Annotated in this window: 18 protein-coding genes; 7 read left to right on the top strand and 11 right to left on the bottom strand. The window is 57.8% G+C overall.

The annotated features are described in order from the left end of the window. Positions 1–10: 10 nt before the first annotated feature. The 6 genes from PUZ33_RS02775 to sad all read right to left on the bottom strand — a co-directional run bounded on the left by PUZ33_RS02775 (position 11) and on the right by sad (position 7,173). Positions 11–1,003, bottom strand: a complete 993-nt coding sequence (locus PUZ33_RS02775) for a sensor domain-containing diguanylate cyclase (protein ID WP_020688631.1) — start codon at positions 1,001–1,003, stop codon at positions 11–13. 176 nt (positions 1,004–1,179) lie between these two features. Next, on the bottom strand, positions 1,180–2,619 hold the full coding sequence (locus tag PUZ33_RS02770; RefSeq protein WP_058680438.1) for a GGDEF domain-containing protein: 1,440 nt from the start codon (positions 2,617–2,619) through the stop codon (positions 1,180–1,182). A gap of 112 nt (positions 2,620–2,731) precedes the next feature. Then, the gene (locus PUZ33_RS02765) at positions 2,732–3,088 is read right to left on the bottom strand and encodes a DUF4186 domain-containing protein (protein WP_058680439.1); all 357 of its coding nucleotides are present in this window, start codon (positions 3,086–3,088) and stop codon (positions 2,732–2,734) included. Next, complete coding sequence (gene glsB, locus PUZ33_RS02760; protein ID WP_013096610.1) at positions 3,088–4,014, bottom strand: glutaminase B; 927 nt, start codon at positions 4,012–4,014, stop codon at positions 3,088–3,090. The genes PUZ33_RS02765 and glsB overlap by 1 nt, the downstream gene beginning before the upstream one ends. Before the next feature lie 64 nt (positions 4,015–4,078). Continuing rightward, positions 4,079–5,668, bottom strand: a complete 1,590-nt coding sequence (locus PUZ33_RS02755; RefSeq protein ID WP_058680440.1) for a methyl-accepting chemotaxis protein — start codon at positions 5,666–5,668, stop codon at positions 4,079–4,081. A 116-nt stretch (positions 5,669–5,784) separates the two neighbouring features. Continuing rightward, the gene (gene sad, locus PUZ33_RS02750; RefSeq protein WP_047024813.1) at positions 5,785–7,173 is read right to left on the bottom strand and encodes a succinate-semialdehyde dehydrogenase; all 1,389 of its coding nucleotides are present in this window, start codon (positions 7,171–7,173) and stop codon (positions 5,785–5,787) included. A 99-nt stretch (positions 7,174–7,272) separates the two neighbouring features. Between sad and ptrR the strand changes: the two genes are divergently transcribed. Further along, entirely contained in the window at positions 7,273–8,151 is an 879-nt protein-coding gene (ptrR, locus tag PUZ33_RS02745; protein WP_013096613.1) for a putrescine utilization regulator PtrR, read from the top strand. Here the strand turns inward: ptrR and PUZ33_RS02740 are convergent. The 4 genes from PUZ33_RS02740 to dtnK all read right to left on the bottom strand — a co-directional run bounded on the left by PUZ33_RS02740 (position 8,105) and on the right by dtnK (position 11,629). Further along, the gene (locus tag PUZ33_RS02740; protein WP_013096614.1) at positions 8,105–8,587 is read right to left on the bottom strand and encodes a GNAT family N-acetyltransferase; all 483 of its coding nucleotides are present in this window, start codon (positions 8,585–8,587) and stop codon (positions 8,105–8,107) included. The genes ptrR and PUZ33_RS02740 overlap by 47 nt on opposite strands. A gap of 82 nt (positions 8,588–8,669) precedes the next feature. Next, positions 8,670–9,431, bottom strand: a complete 762-nt coding sequence (locus tag PUZ33_RS02735) for a DeoR/GlpR family DNA-binding transcription regulator (protein ID WP_029883777.1) — start codon at positions 9,429–9,431, stop codon at positions 8,670–8,672. Position 9,432: 1 nt separating this feature from the next. Further along, a complete protein-coding gene (locus tag PUZ33_RS02730) occupies positions 9,433–10,419 on the bottom strand; it encodes a D-threonate 4-phosphate dehydrogenase (RefSeq protein WP_029883778.1) in 987 nt (328 codons plus the stop codon). Beyond that, on the bottom strand, positions 10,412–11,629 hold the full coding sequence (dtnK, locus tag PUZ33_RS02725) for a D-threonate kinase (RefSeq protein ID WP_058680441.1): 1,218 nt from the start codon (positions 11,627–11,629) through the stop codon (positions 10,412–10,414). Before dtnK ends, PUZ33_RS02730 begins: the two co-directional genes overlap by 8 nt. Positions 11,630–11,802: 173 nt before the next feature. On the opposite strand from dtnK, the gene PUZ33_RS02720 reads away from it, so the two are divergent. The 6 genes from PUZ33_RS02720 to PUZ33_RS02695 all read left to right on the top strand — a co-directional run bounded on the left by PUZ33_RS02720 (position 11,803) and on the right by PUZ33_RS02695 (position 17,650). Beyond that, positions 11,803–12,951, top strand: coding sequence for an iron-containing alcohol dehydrogenase (locus tag PUZ33_RS02720; RefSeq protein ID WP_058680442.1), 1,149 nt, complete (start codon positions 11,803–11,805; stop codon positions 12,949–12,951). A gap of 14 nt (positions 12,952–12,965) precedes the next feature. Continuing rightward, complete coding sequence (locus PUZ33_RS02715; protein WP_058680443.1) at positions 12,966–13,850, top strand: dihydrodipicolinate synthase family protein; 885 nt, start codon at positions 12,966–12,968, stop codon at positions 13,848–13,850. Positions 13,851–13,926: 76 nt separating this feature from the next. Further along, the gene (locus PUZ33_RS02710; RefSeq protein WP_013096620.1) at positions 13,927–15,339 is read left to right on the top strand and encodes a sodium:solute symporter family protein; all 1,413 of its coding nucleotides are present in this window, start codon (positions 13,927–13,929) and stop codon (positions 15,337–15,339) included. Between the two features lies 1 nt (position 15,340). Then, positions 15,341–16,504: a sialidase family protein gene (locus PUZ33_RS02705; RefSeq protein WP_058680444.1), complete on the top strand. Its 1,164-nt coding sequence runs from the start codon at positions 15,341–15,343 to the stop codon at positions 16,502–16,504. After that, a complete protein-coding gene (locus tag PUZ33_RS02700) occupies positions 16,501–16,971 on the top strand; it encodes a YhcH/YjgK/YiaL family protein (protein WP_058680445.1) in 471 nt (156 codons plus the stop codon). Before PUZ33_RS02705 ends, PUZ33_RS02700 begins: the two co-directional genes overlap by 4 nt. 1 nt (position 16,972) lies before the next feature. Next, positions 16,973–17,650 (top strand): SDR family NAD(P)-dependent oxidoreductase, encoded by a 678-nt coding sequence (locus tag PUZ33_RS02695; protein ID WP_058680446.1) that lies wholly within the window; start codon positions 16,973–16,975, stop codon positions 17,648–17,650. Here the strand turns inward: PUZ33_RS02695 and PUZ33_RS02690 are convergent. Further along, positions 17,647–18,438, bottom strand: a complete 792-nt coding sequence (locus PUZ33_RS02690) for a PhzF family phenazine biosynthesis protein (protein ID WP_014831906.1) — start codon at positions 18,436–18,438, stop codon at positions 17,647–17,649. The genes PUZ33_RS02695 and PUZ33_RS02690 overlap by 4 nt on opposite strands. Positions 18,439–18,450 lie beyond the last annotated feature (12 nt).

The following is an 18,450-nucleotide window of genomic DNA, read 5'->3' as shown; positions in this document are numbered from 1 at the left end:
AGAGACATTGTCAGTGCGCGAATATTCTGTTCTTACCGTCCCGCTTGGCGCGGTACAGGGCGTTGTCCGCGGCCTGTAGCCAGTCGGTTACGCTTATCATTTCTCGCGTGGCACAGGCGATACCGATGCTGAGCGTGCAATGCACCGTCTCCTGAGCCACCTCCTTTTTCATTGCAGCCGCATCCATAATGCGTCTGGCGACAACTTGCGCCTCTTCAAGGGTGGTATCCGGCAGCAACACCACAAATTCATCGCCGCCAAGGCGTGCGGGGGTATCGTTCGGGCGTGTCGACAAATGCAGTATTTGCGAGACGGCCGCCAGCAATGCATCCCCAACCTTATGACCAAAACGATCGTTAACGTCTTTAAAATTGTCGATATCGATGAACATCAGGGCCGATTCCCGGCACGTCTGGCGCAGTTTATTCAGTTCGTGGTCAATGCGCTTTTCGAGCAGACGTCGGTTCGCGATATCCAGTAGCGGATCCATCATCGCGATCCGCTCAAGCTCCCGGCTCTTGATCCGCAGGCGCAGCGCAATGCTGTCCGTTAATATGCTCAGTGCCAGCAGATAAATTGCAATCAGCGGCAGCGTGGCAAACATGGTGCGCTGCGAAACGTACATATCCACCGCCATTCCCTGCGTCAGCCAGGTCACCAGAAAAACGCCCACCATGGTGATGGCCGCCTTTCTCATCAGCGTAACGCCCCCTGCCGAGAGCCGGTCGGTCAGCATGATGGTGGCAATGACCACCGACGGCAGCGGATTGACCGCCATCATCGCGATCCAGAATCCCCCCGCCCCGGCGTCCAGCACCAGATTCTGATGCTCAGTCACCAGCGGCATGGCCGAATTTCGCGCCCGATACCAGGCAAGCGTAGGCCAGATAAACGCGTTCAACGCCAGCAAACACATCAGCCAGATTGAACGATTCTGTTCAATCAGTACGGAGAGGATGGGAACAAAACAGAGAAACGTGCCGAGAATACGCATCAGATACATACGTTTGACAAACCGGCTTCCTGGTACACGAGGGGGTCTACTGAGTTTGTCAGCTGCATTCATTCTGCGAATTTTCCGATAGCTTTCTTGCGGTATCTTATTGACGTTAAAAATACCTAGCAAGCAATTTATCTGCTATTCGTTATGATTCATCCCCGGCAGAATGCGGGCTACGCTCAGGTTTCACTCTCCGGGGTCGGGGTAATGGGATCGTCTGACACACGCGCACTGGTGCGATTTCTCCCCGCTTTTTTGGAACGATAGAGATGATCGTCTGCTTCGGCCATCAGCCTGTTGAAGACTTCGGTCAACTGCCACGATGCCGCCTTTCCGCTTCCGAGACCAATACTCACGGTCAGATAGAGCGTTTGCTGGCGCCAGGTAAACGGATGAGCGGCAATGGTGAGTCTGATACGTTCCGCCAGCGCAAAGCCGTGCTGCGCGTCACCGGTGTTCACCACAACCGCGAACTCTTCTCCGCCCATACGCGCCACCATACCGTCGTCTCCGACAACCTGCTGAACCTCGCGGGCAAACGCGGCCAGCACGCGATCGCCACACTCATGCCCATAGTTATCATTGATGCTTTTGAAGTAATCGATATCCAGCAGCATCACGGTCAGAAAACGTGTCTGCCGCTGCGCCTCTTCCCGCTTTAACGCCTCATAGAGCCCGGAGCGTGAATAAACGTGGGTCAGAAAATCATAATCCGCGCGCAACGACACCTGACGGATGAGCGAATTAATGGCCGCCATACTGACGGAGACCATAACCGGACAGATCGCCATGGTGGCAATCCCCAGCCGGGCGGAGAACATCATCGGGGTAGAGAGCGGCGTGCCCACGGCGATATTGATAATGGAGTTAGCGACCAGAACGATCTCCAGACCGCCGGTCAGAAACGTCAGCAGACAGGTCGCGGGCAAGGAGTAGCGGACCGCACACCAGATCAGCGCCGGCAGCGGAAAGGCAAGGCTTCCCGCCCCGCCAATCACCACCGATGCCATCACCGAGACAATCAGCGCAATGACCGGTAAAAGTTGCTCCAGACGCAGTCTTAATGCCCGCGTCGGCATACTGACCGTGAGCATGCAGGGTAAAATGAGCACGCCGGTTGAGAACTGCTCGCTGAACCAGTCGGCAAACAGCGGCCAGAAGGTATGGCTGTCGATCCCCACCGACCCGGTTGCGCCGAGCAGCGCACATAATAAGGCGGCGATAAGACAATAATTGAACAGCCGCAGCGCATTAATGGGATCGGGGGTTTTCTTCATCAACCGCTTATCACGCACCACCAGCAATGCGACAACGACGATAAAGACCATATTCGACAGGTTGATGACCACCGAGGCCATTCCCCAGTTGGTGGTGACCGCGTCGTACATCAGCATGGCGACATACGACACCGCGTAGTTATGCAGGCGATTGAGATAGGTAAAACGGGCAAAGACGCCCGCCATCACGCCATTCAGCGGCCAGAACAGCGACAAGGCTTCGACCAGACGTAATTCCGCACCGATAAAGTAGAACAAGGTGGTGAGAATAAAGATACCCGCCGCATTACGCAGTGGGGATTCAGGGCGAAAAAGCGTGAAGGCAGCGGGGTCTGAACGCATTAAATATCATTCCATATAATAACTTATGGCAACTAACTGACCCGTCACCACGCGGGGGATCTCATAGCGTGCATCTATAACACAATTACAACAGGATCAGCACCCATCAACATCAGGCGTTCATCTGCAACACCAGCCAGTGGTGGATCACGCCGACGATATAGTGCTGTTGCTGCGCGGTGAGCTGAACACCTTGCGGAATGTTGTGCCATTTCGCCAGACAGCCGCGACAGCAGGTGGCGGTCGCGTGCTGGGCAATAAACACCGGATGGCCGCGCATGGGGGTCTGTTTACCGTCGTTGACGGGGTGCGCGGGGGCAAGACGCTTCGCAATAAAGTCGGCAGCATGCTGGTCAATGGTATCGGCACCTTTGTCCCAGCAGTACTGTCCTTCTTTTGTGCCTAAGCGAAAGCGCGACCGAAAGGTCGATCGCGCCAGACGAGAAAAAAGAGGATCCAGGTCAGACATCAGTAAACGGAACGTCCCAGGCGTTGGGTCAGTTTCTCCAGAACCGCCACACCGGCCAGTGAATTACCCGTCTCATCCAGCTCCGGGCTCCAGACAGCAATAGCCATCTCATGCGGTACAATGGCAACCACCCCACCCCCGACGCCCGACTTGGCCGGAAGACCGACGCGCCAGGCAAATTCGCCCGCGTTCTGATACATCCCGCTTGTCGCCATCAGGGCATTGACCTGACGCGCCTGCATAGGTGAAACCACCTCCTGATCGAGATGCGGTGCGTGCCCCTGGTGAGCAAGGAACAGGAAGGTCTGCGCCAGCTCCACGCAGCTCATTTTCAGCGCGCAGTAGTGGAAATAGTTTTGCAGTACGGTCGCCACATCATTATGGAAATTGCCGAACGATTTCATCAACCAGGCAATGGCGGCATTACGCGCAGAGTGCTCGAACTCCGAACGGGCGACCACTGAATCATAAGCAATATCGTCAACGCCTGAGAGCTGGCGAACAATTTCAAGCATGCGCTGGCGTGGCGCGCTAAGACGGCTTTGCAGCATATCGCAGACCACCAGCGCCCCGGCGTTGATAAAGGGGTTACGCGGTTTACCCTGTTCAATTTCAAGCTGTAGCAGAGAGTTAAACGGCTGCCCGGAGGGATCTTTACCCACCCGTTGCCAGATCTCCTCTTCCTCGTACTGTCGCATGGCCGCAACCAGACTTAGCACTTTCGAAATAGACTGGATGGAAAAACGTTCCGTGGCGTCACCGGCCTGGTAACGCTGACCGTCTATCGTACAAATTGCAATTCCCAGCTTATTCCCGCTGACCGAGGCAAGGGCCGGAATATAGTCGGCAACCTTTCCTTTTCCAAGTAACGGACGAACCTGCGCCAGAATCTCGTCCAGCATCTCATTATGGATGACCGCAGCCACTCTCTTTGCTCCTTGCCCTCAGGCTAAAACGGGCTGCGAGTATAACAGACGCTTATGTGTTGCGTCAGGCACTGAGACGAAAACGCGAAACCGCCTGCAATAAAAGATCCGACTGTTTGTGCAGGCGCTCAGAGGCATCGGACGCGTCAGAGACAAGGCTGTCGGTCTGCCGCGACACCTGATTCAGCGCCTGAAGCTGACGCGTCATCTGATGAATACTCTCCCCCTGACTCAGCGTGGCCGCGGAGATCTCATTCAGCAAACTGCTTAATGTTCCCACCAGGCCCGTGACCTGCTGCAGGTTATCTTCCAGACGGTTAACGGCCCGTGACCCGTCTTCGATCCCCTGAAGGGAACGGTTGATAAGCTCCTGAATGGTTTGCGTCGAATGGCTGCTCTTCCTCGCCAGCAGCCCCACTTCACGAGCGACAACGGCAAACCCGCGCCCCTGGTTTCCCGCGTGAGCCGCTTCAATTGCTGCATTCAGCGCCAGAATGTTGGTCTGAAACGCGACGCTGTCGATCATGGCCACGATCCCCCGCATCTCTGAGGATCGGTCGACGATCGCCTGCATCGACGCATTGACGGTCGACATCATCTGATCCCCTCCCGCCGCGGCCTGGCGCGCCTCATCCGCCCGCGAGCTGGCAAGCTTCGCATAGCCCGTGTTGCCTTCCACGTGGGTTTCCAGGGTCGCGATATGCGCCGTCACGTCTTCCAGCTCTTTGGCCTGACGCGCCGACTGGTGATACAGCTTTTGATTACCCTGCGCCAGTGCGCCAATGTTTTCCACCATGGCGGTGGTCGCATCGCTGACCTGGGTCACCAGCTGCTGTAGCCCGTTCTGCATGGTGGCAATACTGTCGCTGAGCTGTGCAATTTCACGGTTAAAACGCGTCACGCCAGGAGGGGTACCGGAGAGATCGCCCGCGGCCAGCCGGTTGATATGCGCAATCAAGCGCCGCAACGGGGTAATCACCCATCGGGACATCCCGAACCAGACGGCAACCGCAATAGCGAGCAACAGAACAGGCGCAAGCAGGAACAGCGTTTGCAGACCGGAGAGCTGCGCAATCAACGACTGACGCCCTTTGAGCGCCTGCTTCTCGCTTGCTTGCTGATAGCGGGCATAGTTGTCATTAAAGTCGGTCTGAAACGCCTGCGCCGGCACGGCAAAAAACGCATCGATGGTGTTGGTTTTCACCAGCCCTTCCGCCTGCTCTTTTATCGCGCCGTAAAAAAGCTGATAGCTGTTAACCAGGGCGTCATCTTTTGGCGGATTAAGCGCCAGCCAGGCATTCCACGCCTGCTGCGAAACGGCCAGCGCCTTTTGCGCGTCGTCCATCAGGCTGTGCCAGCTGCCCTCGGAGCCGGTCTCTTTATCCTGCATAAACCAGACGCCGGAGCGGTTAAGCAGATCGCTTGCGGCCAGCAGGGAAACGCGAGCCAGATCCAGCTTGCTCTGCTGCTGGTACGCCAGCAGGTTTTGCTGCTCGTTGCGTTGCGCTTCCTTAAGGGAGGCATTGAGCAGGAACGACGAGGAGAGTTGCAGGGCGGAAAAGAGGCCGATAATACAAAAGATACCGGTCAGCAGGCCAAACTGGCGGGGGATAATGCGCTGCGCAATACGACGATGAATTTGCGTTAGGTTCATAATTTTCTTCAGTAACAAGACGTTAGACGCGTGCGAGTCTACGAAACGAAAATGACAGAACCATTGCAGAGAAATGACAGAGGCCCTCGTCGTCAGGGCCTCTGTAAGGATGGCGGTTACACTCTGTTCTTCCACACCGTCTGCACGTTACAAAACTCGTGCAAACCAAAGTGGGAAAGCTCACGGCCAAAACCACTTTTCTTCACGCCGCCAAAGGCCACGCGCGCGTCACTGGCGCTAAAGCCATTGATAAACACTCCGCCGCACTCCAGCTCGCGGGCGAATTTTCCGGCCAGCGCTTCGTTGGCGGTAAACACCGTGGCAGAGAGACCAAAGTCGCTGTCGTTGGCAAGCTGCAGGGCATGTTCCGCATCCTTCGCCACCGTAATCGCCGCAACCGGACCAAACAGCTCCTGACGGAAGGCGGTCATTGTCGGGGTGACATGGCTCAGCACGGTTGGCGCGTAATAGTTGCCCTCCCCGCTGATTTTCTCGCCGCCCAGCAGCAGCGTGGCCCCTTCCGCGAGCGTGGCCTGCACCTGCTGATGCAGTTCGTCACGCAGATCGAAACGCGCCATCGGGCCAATATCATTCTCTTCCCGATCCGGTGCTCCCATCTTCAGCGCCGTAACCGCCGCAACAAAACGCCGGGTAAAGTCATCGGCAATACCCTCTTCGATAATAAAGCGCTTTGCCGCCGCGCAAACCTGCCCGGTGTTCTGATAACGTCCCGTGACAGCCGCGCGAACGGCCAGATCCAGATCGGCATCATTCAGCACGATAAACGGATCGGAGCCGCCCAACTCCAGAACGCATTTTTTCAGCGCCGCTCCCGCCTGAGCCCCTATCGCCGCACCTGCACGCACGCTACCGGTGACGGTGACCGCTGCAATACGACGATCGTTGATCGCCTGGCTCACGCCATCATTGGTGGCATTCACCCAGCCAAAGACGCCTTGCGCAATACCGGCATCAGCAAAGATTTGCCCAATCAGCTCTGCAGAACCCAGGACGTTCGGTGCGTGTTTGAGCAGATAGCTGTTACCTGCCAGCAGGATCGGCACCGCACCGCGCAGTACCTGCCAGAGCGGGAAGTTCCACGGCATTACCGCAAGAATCGGCCCCAGCGGACGGTATTCAATGACCGCGTTTTGGTTTTCCACCAGCGTGGGCTCCGCACGCAGCATCGCCGGGCCATGTTCCGCATACCAGTCGCACAGACCCGCAGATTTGGCCACTTCCGCCCGCGCCTGCACAATCGGCTTGCCCATTTCCCGGGAGATCATTTGCGCCATCTCTTCCCCACGCTGGCGCAGTGCTGCCCCCAGGTCGCGCAGTTTTTGTGCCCGGTGAGAGACGCTTTCTCCTCGCCACTGGCGAAAACCGGCATCAGCAAGGGCGATTGCCTGTTCGACCTCTTCGGATGTGGCCCAGGGATAGGCGGCCAGCGTCTCGCCTGTCGCCGGGTTAACAGAGAGGGCATGCGTAGCAGATGAATAAGTCATGATGTTCTCCACGTAATATCGGTTGATTGATTGTGGCCCACTCTGCTATTTCTTAAAAATGAATAATACTAACCACCTTATTCACGAATCGAGAATGCTATGGATTTAACTCAGCTTGAAATGTTTAACGCCGTTGCCCTGACCGGCAGCATTACCCAGGCGGCGCAGAAGGTGCATCGCGTTCCGTCTAACCTCACCACCCGCATCCGCCAGCTTGAGGCCGATCTCGGCGTTGAGTTGTTTATCCGGGAGAGCCAGCGTTTGCGCTTATCTCCCGCCGGGCACAACTTTCTGCGCTACAGCAAGCAAATCCTGGCGCTGGTTGACGAGGCGCGCATGGTCGTCGCCGGTGATGAGCCGCAGGGGTTATTTGCCCTTGGCGCCCTGGAGAGCACCGCCGCCGTGCGGATCCCGGAAAGTCTGGCGGCGTTTAACCAGCGCTATCCGCGCATTCAGTTCGCGCTCTCTACCGGCCCGTCCGGAACGATGATTGACGGCGTTCTGGAAGGCACCTTAAGCGCGGCGTTTGTCGACGGGCCACTTTCACACCCGGAGCTGGAAGGCATGCCGGTCTACCGGGAAGAGATGATGCTGGTCACCCCCGCCGGACATGCGGAGGTGACGCGCGCCGCTCAGGTAAGCGGCAGCGATGTCTACGCGTTTCGCGCAAACTGTTCGTATCGACGTCATCTGGAAAGCTGGTTTCACGCAGACCGCGCCACGCCCGGGCGGATCCATGAGATGGAGTCGTATCACGGTATGCTCGCCTGCGTGATTGCAGGGGCGGGTATTGCGTTAATGCCCCGCTCCATGCTGGAGAGCATGCCGGGGCATCATCAGGTAGAGGCGTGGCCGCTGGCGGAGAACTGGCGCTGGCTGACCACCTGGCTGGTGTGGCGTCGTGGGGCGATGACCCGCCAGCTCGAAGCGTTTATAGCGCTGCTAAACGAACGTCGACAACCAGAGCCTTCTCCATAAACAGGCTCAGCGGATCGTCGACATACGGCGCAAACGCCGGACGGCGTTCATATCCGCACTGTTCATACAGGCGAATGGCGGCGTGTTGCTTGATCCCTGTCTCCAGGCGCACGGTGTGGCAGTGACGACTCAGGGCTTCATCCTCAAGGGCAGCAAGCAGCTTCTCGCCCAGATGTTGCCCGCGATGGGTCGGATCGATATAGACCCGTTTCATCTCGCCGGTACCGTCGCCATTAAGCACCACGGCGCCACATCCCACGGCCTGCAGCTGCGGGTCGCGAATGATCATCAGGATAAGCGAGGCTTCAGGCAGCGCAGCCAGATCGAGCAGATGATTGCTTTCAGCGGGATAGAGTTCGCTCTGATAACGGTCAAGCGCCGCGATCAGCTTGAGGATGTCCGGATGACGGGCAGATTCAGAGGTAATGGAATACATGGCAGGCTCCTTGCTTTTTTTGTGAGGCCAGGCTTCAACATAGCGTCTGCCATCTGTTCGGACTTCATAGTTTTAACTTATGTCATGACGCCAGCGTCAGGCGGGTCTCAAGCTGTTCCAGCTGGGTCCGGGCCGCTTCATCCAGCCTGCTGTCGGTGACGATATCCGTCAGGGTGTTCAGGTGCGCCACATTAAACAGCGACCAGGCACCGTATTTAGAGCTGTCTGCCAGCAGCACCCGGCGTTTTGCATTGGCTATTAAATCCCGCTTCAGCGCGGCCTTCTCTTCCGTAGGCGACGTGATACCGCGGGTAATATCCCAGCCATTACAGCTGACAAAAGCCACATCAGGCCAGACATTCTGCAACAGCCGACGCCCGTGCTCACCAATACAGGACTGGCTCGAATCATCGATACGGCCGCCAATGATCGTCACTTCAATCTGTTTAAACTCAGAGAGAAACAGCGCAATGTGCAGATCGCTGGTGATGACGCGAAGCGGCAGATGCGTGAGCTGACGCGCGAGTTCAATCATTGTGGTACCGGCATCCAGCACAATGGCATCCCCCGCTTTCACAAAACTCGCGGCCGCGCTGGCGATGGCATGTTTTTCTGCCAGACTGCGCTGCATTTTTTCGGACGTGGTCGGCTGGGAAGGAATAAACCGGTTAAGAGTAACGCCTCCGTGGGTACGGCTGATGACGCCCTCCTGGTCAAGCTTAATCAGGTCGCGGCGGATCGTCGCCGGTGAGGCATCGGTGATCGCCACCAGCTGATCCACCGTGACCAGGTTGTGCCCTTTGAGGTAATCCATTATCTGCTCTAACCGGTTATATCCCTTCATATTATTCCCGTGTAATTTGCATAGCCAACTGAATAGACACCGTCATGCTCTCCGACCTGGCTTTACCGGTCCATGCAATATCGAACGCGGTTCCGTGGTCTGCAGAGGTGCGGATAAACGGCAATCCGGCGGTGATATTCACCCCGTCGTAAAAGCCGAGCAATTTTAGCGGAATATGCCCCTGATCGTGATACATCGCAACGACCATGTCATACATTCCTTCGTGGCATTGCATAAATACCGTATCCGGCGGGCACGGTCCGGTGACGTTGACCCCCTGCGCCTTCATCGCCGCAACGGCCGGGCCAACAATCGTGATCTCTTCATCGCCAAACAGGCCATTTTCTCCCGCATGCGGGTTCACGCCCGCAACCGCAATACGAGGTGCGCTAAAGCCCACCCGCTTCAGGAAGGTATCCGCAATGCCGATGACGGTTTTTACCCGATCCTGATTGAGCGTATCAAGGAATTTACGCAGCGCAATATGGGTCGTGATATGAATGACCTTCAGCCGATCGGTGTACAGCACCATAGCGTAGTCTTTGCTGTGCGTCAGATGGGCCAGCAGCTCGGTATGCCCGGGGTAGTGATGTCCGGCCAGATGCAGCGCTTCTTTATTCAGTGGCGCCGTGGCAACCGCTTTCACGTCCCCCGCCATCGCCAGTTCCGTCGCGCGCTTCACGCAGCGATAGGCTAAATCCCCCGCCTGAGCCTGGACCACGCCGGGCTTCAGGGCATCAGGGTCGGCCAGCGGTTCGTCCAGCACGTTAATCACGTTGGGTGCGAAACGGGCCTCGCTAACCTGCCTGATGATATGGATGTCAGCCTGCCCCACGATCCCATCATCCAGCACCCGCCTGAGCGTGCGGGCACAGCCCACCACGACAACCGGGGCTCCCGTTAATTCGCTCCCGGTGAGGGATTTGATAATGATCTCCGGGCCAATGCCCGCCGGGTCACCCATGGTTACAGCAATAATGTTAGTCACTCAGTCTCTCCTCGATAAAATGCAACACCTCAAGCAGCGTCTCTTCTTTTCCGAAGCCCCCTGCTTTGGTCATTACCGGCTGGTGCCAGGCACAACCCAGAAATTTGCCGTAAGGGACGCATCCTGCGACGCGCCCTGTTATTTCAAATCCTTGCGCATCAAGCGCACTGGCGACGGCCATTGCCACATCGCCGCCTGAGACATACAACGCATCCGGCGGACATGCCGTCAGTGCCTCTCGGGTAATCTCTCCCAGGAAGGCGCAGATCGTTTCACCCAGTTCGGTCCGGGTCATTTGATACTGCGCGCAAAGCCGTTCAACCTGATGTCGCGCCTCATGGTCCGGGCAGGTATGAACGATGCAGTGACGGCCCGCCTTCAGGGCCTGCGTGATGCGCATGAGCACGCTCGCCGTCTCCCCCTTCAGCACATCATTAACATCAATAAATACCGACGAAACCGCAGGCTCTGCAGCGGCCAGCGCAATCTGACGTTGAGCGATCTCACTCATTGATCCCACCACCGCCAGCAGCTGCTGACGCTTCACGGGGGCGAGATGGCGTGCCAGCGCATCACATAACCCGGCAGACCCGACCAGCAGCGGTGTCTGCGGGCAGGTCAGCGCGGCGGCAATAATGGCGTCCAGATCCTCGTCACACTGGGCATCGACAATGAGCCACTCCGTTCCCTGCGCCAGTTCGGCTGCCAGCGTGTTTACCGTCACGGATTGACAACTCACGTCGGTAAACAGGTCAGCAATCGTGGCAGACGGGACGGGCGTTTTCGGATCGCTGGCGAATTCGGTTTCATCCACCGGAATGCCGTTCACCAGACACCTGCCGTGGCGTGTGATCCGCCCTGCCGCGGGATATGCTGGCGCCACAATCACCTGCCGTTTGCCGCTTACTGCCTTAAGGACGCCTGTTTCTGCCCCTACATTGCCGCGCAGCGTGGAATCAATCTTTTTGATGAGCCAGTGCGCATCCGCAATATCCGCCCCCAGTACGGCCACTTTTTCGGCCGCCTCTGGTGCCCGCAGCGCACGGGAATCGGTATTAATAACCAGTGCATCCACCGGCTGGGTAAAGGGGGTGTGGAATGCCACGCTGACCTTCTTACCGCTCAGCGCCAGGCTGACACCCGCATCGTTTGCCCCGGTAAAGTCATCTGCAACGACAACGACGTCTCTGAACAGGTTGTTTTCTTTCATTCCCACTCCGGGCTCGTTTTTCCTGTTAATGATTATATTCAATCATGATTGATTATATGTGAGCAAGATCAAGTTAATCAGTTTGCGAATAAATTATAAATTTAGCCACACGATGACCATGAAGCGTCTTAATTGAGCGAATTTAATCATGGACACAAAGACAGGAGAAAAGCGTGGTTACCCTCAACAGCACCATTATTAGCGGCGCAAATGCGCTCGCCGCCATCAGGCCATTACTCACCGATAACGCGCAGCTCTTGCTGGTTACGGACGGCAACATTGCGCGTCTGGAGGCGGCAACACAGATCCGTTCAATTCTTGAAGAGGGCAACCGCCGCGTCACGGTGATTGACACGGTGCCGCCTGAACCCTCCCACCACGATGTCAGCCAGTTGCTCGCGAGGTTAAACTGCGGATCGTTTGATGTCGTGGTCGGGATCGGCGGCGGCAGCGTACTGGATGTGGCGAAACTGCTCTCCGTGCTTTGTCACCCGCTGTCACCGGGGCTGGACAGCCTGCTGGCAGGGGTAAAACCGGTGGCACGCATCTCCTCACTTCTGATCCCCGCCACCGCCGGAACCGGGTCAGAAGCCACGCCGAACGCTATTCTGGCGATACCGGAGCAAAACACGAAGGTCGGTATTATCTCTCCGGTCCTGCTGCCCGATTACGTCGCCCTGCTGCCGGAACTGACCACCAGCATGCCCGCGCATATTGCCTCCTCCACCGGCATCGATGCCCTGTGCCATCTGATTGAGTGCTTCACCGCCACGGTCGCCAACCCGGTCAGCGATAATGCGGCGTTGACCGGGCTCGCTAAGCTGCTGAAGAACATTGAAACGGCCTGCGCTGAGCCGGGCAACCTGCTGGCAAAGCTGGAAATGCTGTGGGCCTCTTATTACGGCGGGGTCGCGATTGCGCATGCCGGCACACACCTGGTTCACGCCCTGTCTTATCCGCTTGGCGGGAAATATTACCTACCGCACGGCGTGGCCAACGCCATTCTTCTGGCGCCCTGCATGAGGGTGGTTCGTCCCCACTGCGTGACAAAATTTGCGCAGGTCTGGGATCTCGTGCCAGGCGCGGACAGCAGCCTGTCCGATGACGAAAAATCTCACGCGCTGGTGGAGTACTTTGCCGCGCTGGTTCGTCGGCTCAACCTGCCGGACAACCTTGAGTCCCTGGGCGTGCCGCGCGAAGACATCGCTTCCCTGAGCGATGCCGCCCTGAACGTTAAACGGTTAATGAACAATGCCCCCTGTCAGGTGAATCACGACGAGGTGCAGGCGATTTACCGGACACTGTTTCCTGAACATGCATAGTCAAGGAGTAAGAAATGCGTAACAACATCAAGGGCGTGCTGACGGCCATCGTCACCCCCTTTGACGCGGAAGGCGAACTCAACCTTCCCGGCTTAACGCGGCAGGTTGCCCGGCAGCTGGACGCCGGAAACGGCATTTTTTGCGGCGGAACCAACGGCGAGTTTTTTGTCCTGAACGAAGCGGAAAAAATCGCGGTCACCCGGACCTGTGTGGAAACCGTCGCCGGACGCGCGCCCGTCGTGGCGCATATTGGCGAAATCTCCACCCGCGACACCATCCGGCTGGGAAAACAGATCGCCGCGCTGGGTGTGGATGCGGTTTCCGTCATCACCCCTTACTTCGTGCCGCTGAAACAGTCTGAACTCATCGCACACTACATCGCCGTCGCTGACGCGCTAACCGTACCGGTTTTTCTGTACAACATTCCGGCGCGGACCGGCAACACCCTTGAGCCCGCCACGGTACGGGCGCTGGCCGAACACCCCAACATTTCAGGTATTAAAGACAGTGCCGGGAGCTATGAAAGCCTGCGTGGTTTCCTCAACGCAGTAAGCGACATTGACGGGTTCGACGTGCTGAACGGACCAGATTCACTGATCCATCAGGGCTTCGTCGAGGGATGTTCAGCCTGTATTTCCGGGCTGGCAAACGTGGCGCCAGCGGCGATCAACGCCATCTGGTCACGCTTTAACGCGGGTGATGTTGAAGGTTCCCGGCAGGCGCAGGAGCGCGTCACCCGGCTCCGCACCGAGCTCTACAGCGTGGCGTTTTCCCCTGCCGCCGTTAAAAAGGCCCTGCAAATCATGGGCGAGGATGTCGGAGAGAGTCGCTATGCCGTGGCGTTTAGCGAGCAGCAGTGCCAACAGATTCGCCAGATAGTGACAACGTCACTTAGCTAAACGGCGTTGGTTTCGTCAATAAGAATACCGGGTACCTCAGGTGCCCAGGATTCACACGCCCTGAAGAGAGGCAAAGATGAATAATTTTACCGCTGAAGATACCCTGATCATTGTGGGCATAGTCATTGCCTACATCCTGTTCACCACCTGGCTGACCTTCCGGATCCGCAGTAAAAACTCCGGGGACTTTATGGAAGGCTCCCGTGCGATGCCGGCGTTTATTGTCGGGATCCTGCTGATGTCTGAGTATATCGGCGCTAAATCCACCATCGGCACCGCGCAGGCGGCGTTTGAGGACGGGTTTGCTGCGTCATGGTCCGTCATCGGGGCCGCGATTGGTTTCCCGCTTTTTGGCCTGTTGCTGGTAAAACGCATATACAACACCGGGAAAATCACCATCTCGGGTGCGATTGCTGAAAAGTACGGTAACAGCACCAAAAACATTATCTCCCTCATCATGATCTACGCCCTGCTGTTGGTGAATGTGGGGAATTACGTCAGCGGCGCAGCAGCCATTTCTACCGTACTGAAAGTCAATCTGCCCGTTGCCGCTTTCATTACGGCTATCGTCAGTACCTTCTATTTCGCCTTCGGCGGCATGAAAGGCGTGGCGTGGGTAACCGTGCTGCACAGTGCGCTGAAATACTTCGGCATTCTGGCCATCATGGGCTTTGCGTTATCCAAAACCGGCGGTTTCACGCCGATGATCGAAAACATGCCGGACTTCTACTGGACCTGGGATGGCAACATCGGCGCGTCGACCATTTTCGCATGGCTCATCGGCACCATTGGCTCCATCTTCTGCACTCAGTTTGTGATCCAGGCCATCTCATCCACTAAAGATGTTAAATCGGCTAAACGCTCCACCTGGGTCGCGTTCTTCTTCTGCCTGCCGATCGCGCTGGCCATTGCGGTGATTGGCGTGGCGGCAAAATACCTGCATCCGGAGATCGACAGCCTGTATGCGATGCCGATTTTCCTGCAGGATATGAACCCGTGGCTGGCCGGTCTGGTCACCACCTCTCTGGTGGCGTCCATCTTCGTCAGCGTCAGTACCGTGGCGCTCGCCATTGCCTCCCTGGTGGTAAAAGATTTCTACGTGCCGATGCGCAACCCGACCCCCGAGCAGGAGTTTAAAGCTACCCGCTGGATCTCCCTGCTGATTGGTTTCCTGCCGCTGATTTTTGTTCTGCTGGTGCCTGAAGTCCTGAAGCTGTCGTTCTTTACCCGCGCCATTCGTCTGTCGATTTCCGTCGTGGCGGTCATCGCATTCTACGCCCCGTTCTTCCGCAGTACCCGCGGAGCCAATGCTGGGCTGATCGGCGCCTGCGTCGTGACCTCTGTCTGGTATCTGCTGGGCGATCCGTTTGGCATTAACAATATGTACATCGCCCTGCTGACCCCTGCGGTCATCATGGTCATCGACCGTCTCATTCCGGGAAAGGCACAGGGTAAAGCGCCAACCCCCGTTGAAAACAATGGAGTCTGATATGTCTGTAACCGTAACCCGCGACGGGATTATTCGCCCACAACAGGATACGCGCGTGGAGGCGGCCATGCTGCCTTCCGCCTGCCCACAAAACCACGCGGCAAATCTGCTGCCGCTGCCGGATGGTTCGCTGATGTGCGTCTGGTTTGGCGGTACCCAGGAGGGTATTGCGGATATCTCTGTGTGGGGTTCGCGCCTGTCACCGGGAAGCCAGCAGTGGAGTGAGGCAGAAAAACTGTCGGATGATGCCACGCGCTCCGAACAGAACCCGGTTTTGTTCCTGGCACCCGATAACGTGCTGTGGCTGCTGTGGACCGCGCAAATGTCCGGCAACCAGGACACCGCTATTGTGCGCTATCGCCAGTCCCGGGATCTGGGTAAAACCTGGGGGGGCATCGCGACCCTGCTCGATAAACCCGGCACCTTTATTCGTCAGCCGATTGTCGTGCTGGAGAACGGGAACTGGCTGCTGCCGGTGTTTTACTGCCGCACCCGGCCGGGTGAGAAATGGGTCGGTAACGATGACATCAGCGCGGTGAAAATCTCCGAAGACGGGGGCAAAACCTGGCGTGATGTCGAGGTGCCGGACAGCCTGGGCTGCGTCCATATGAATATCACCCCGCTGCGCAATGGCACCCTGATTGCCCTGTTCCGCAGCCGCTGGGCGGATAACATTTATTACAGCCAGTCAACGGACAACGGCGAAAGCTGGTCCGTGCCGGAGCCCACGGTATTACCTAACAACAACTCCTCTATCCAGGTGACAACGCTTGCCAGTGGCGAGCTGGCGCTGGTGTTTAACCTCATGAGCGCCGCCGGGGCGCAGGAGCGTCGCACCTCGCTGTACGATGAAATTGACGATGGCGATGGTCGTAAAGAGCCTGTTGTGACCCACGGTCGAACCGCCTTCTGGGGTGCCCCACGTGCGCCAATGACCGTCGCCATTTCGCCGGACGGAGGCAAAAGCTGGCCGTGGCAACGGCATCTGGACGAGGGAGATGGCTACTGCATGACTAACAACTCTCTGGAGAAACTGAACCGTGAGTTTTCCTATCCGAGCATTAAACAGAGTCCGGATGGCAGCCTGCATATCGCCTACACCTACTTTCGTCAGGCCATAAAATACGTGCGGGTGACGCCCGAGTGGGTCAAGGAGTCAGCATGATTATCGGACATCTCGACGCCCTGCCGCTGGCAGGGTTACCACCAGTGTTGTTTGCCCTGCTGTCCCGCCCGGACTGCACGCTGGAGGCGCTTAGCGAACGCGACGACGGCCGCTGGCAGCCGGACAATGCCCCCTGGTTTTGCCAGATTGGTCCGGCGCAGACGCAGCCGCGCGCGGAGCGGCATACGGAGTACCATCACCAGTGGGCGGATATTCAGGTTGTGCTGGCGGGAGAAGAACTTATCTATGCCGGCGCGCGCCCTGTTGGCAAGCCGGATGACGAAGAGCGTAAAGCGGACCTGTTCATTGCCAGCTCATCGGCACACAGCGTCGGGATCCGCCTTGGCGCGGGTGACTTTGCGGTCTTTTATCCTGGAGAACCACACCAGGCGCTGTGCGCCAGCGGCGCGCCGATGACCGTGCGCAAAGCGGTGTTTAAAGTTCCTCGTTCAATGCTGGAGGTCTGACATGCGTCACGCCGTCGTGACCGGAGCCAGCTCCGGAATTGGTGAGGCCATCGTTAAGCGTTTACTGGCGGAAGGCTGGCAGGTCACCGGACTCAGCCGCCGCGCCGTGATGCCGGATACCCTTGGCTTTACGGGGTTACGCGTGGATATCACCGACCCTGAGGCGCTGAACAGCGCCCTGCACGCCATCGCGACACCGCAGGCGGTGATCCACGCCGCCGGGATGATGGCCGCCGCCCCACTGGGGCAACTGGAAAGCAGGGTTGGCGCGTCACTGTGGCAACTGCACGTTCAGGCCTGCGAAGCCCTGTTTAACCATTTCGCGCCCGCTATGGCCGCCGGTGGACGATTTGTGGCGATTGGCAGCAGAACCTCCCGCGGGGCGGCAGGTCGTTCGCAGTATGTTGCCACCAAGGCGGCGATGACAGGGATGGTCAGAAGCTGGGCGGCGGAACTGGCCCCGCGTGGGATCACCGCGAACGTGGTCGCGCCGGGCGCCACCCAAACGCCGATGCTTAGCGCACCGGGGCGAGAAAGTTCACCGCCTGCCTGTCCGCCCATCGGCCGTCTTATCACGCCAGAAGAGGTCGCGGGGCTGGTGAATTTCTTGCTCAGCGATGAAGCCGCCGCCATCACCGGCCAGGAGATGGTGATATGCGGCGGCGCCTCGCTCAGCTAGCGCAGGAAGATACGCCCTTTCAGATAGAGCGTCGCCTGGCCGCCAATCAGCACACGGTCGCCCTTCAGTTCGCAGCGCAGATCCCCGCCACGGTACGAAACCTGGCGGGCGTTCATCGACGTTTTGCCCAGCTTCTCGCTCCAGTACGGTATCAGCATGCTGTGCGTCGATCCGGTGACCGGATCTTCCGGTACCCCTTCGCCCGGGCAGAAGAAGCGGCTGACGAAGTCATACTCCTCTCCTGGTGCCGTCACGCAGACCATTTTCCCCAGCGGCGCCATCGCTGCAATATCCGGGGTTAAGGCTTCCACCTGTTGCTGGCTCTCCAGCACCACCATGTAATCCCGTCCGACGCGGACCTCTTTAGCCTGGGCTATCCCCAGCGCGCTGAACAGGCCTGGCGGTGGATTGTCAACCATCTCGGTCGACCACGCAGGGAAATTGAGCGTCAGCCAGTCGCCGCTGCGTTTCACCGTCAGCTCACCCACGAAGCGCGTGGTGAAGGTGATTTCGGTATGCGGATAATCAAGGTATTCGAAAATCACGTGGGACGCCGCCAGCGTGGCGTGGCCGCACAGATTAATTTCATGCAGCGTAGTGAACCAGCGCAGCTCGAAGCCGGTGTCGGTACGCACGAAGAAGGCTGTTTCGGACTGGTTATGCTGTTGCGCCATTTTGAGCAGCGTCTCATCCGAAAGCCACTCTTCCAGCGGGCATACCGCCGCGGCATTGCCGCCAAAAGCCCTGTCGCTGAAGGCATCCACCAGATAAAAATCAATTTCCTGCATTGTCTTTTCCTC

Origin of the sequence: Enterobacter cloacae complex sp. 2022EL-00981 (assembly GCF_028737495.1) — a bacterium.
Classification (GTDB): Bacteria; Pseudomonadota; Gammaproteobacteria; order Enterobacterales; family Enterobacteriaceae; genus Enterobacter; species Enterobacter cloacae.
The sequence above is the reverse complement of the archived record's forward strand: the minus strand, read 5'-3'. Positions and strand labels throughout refer to the sequence as shown.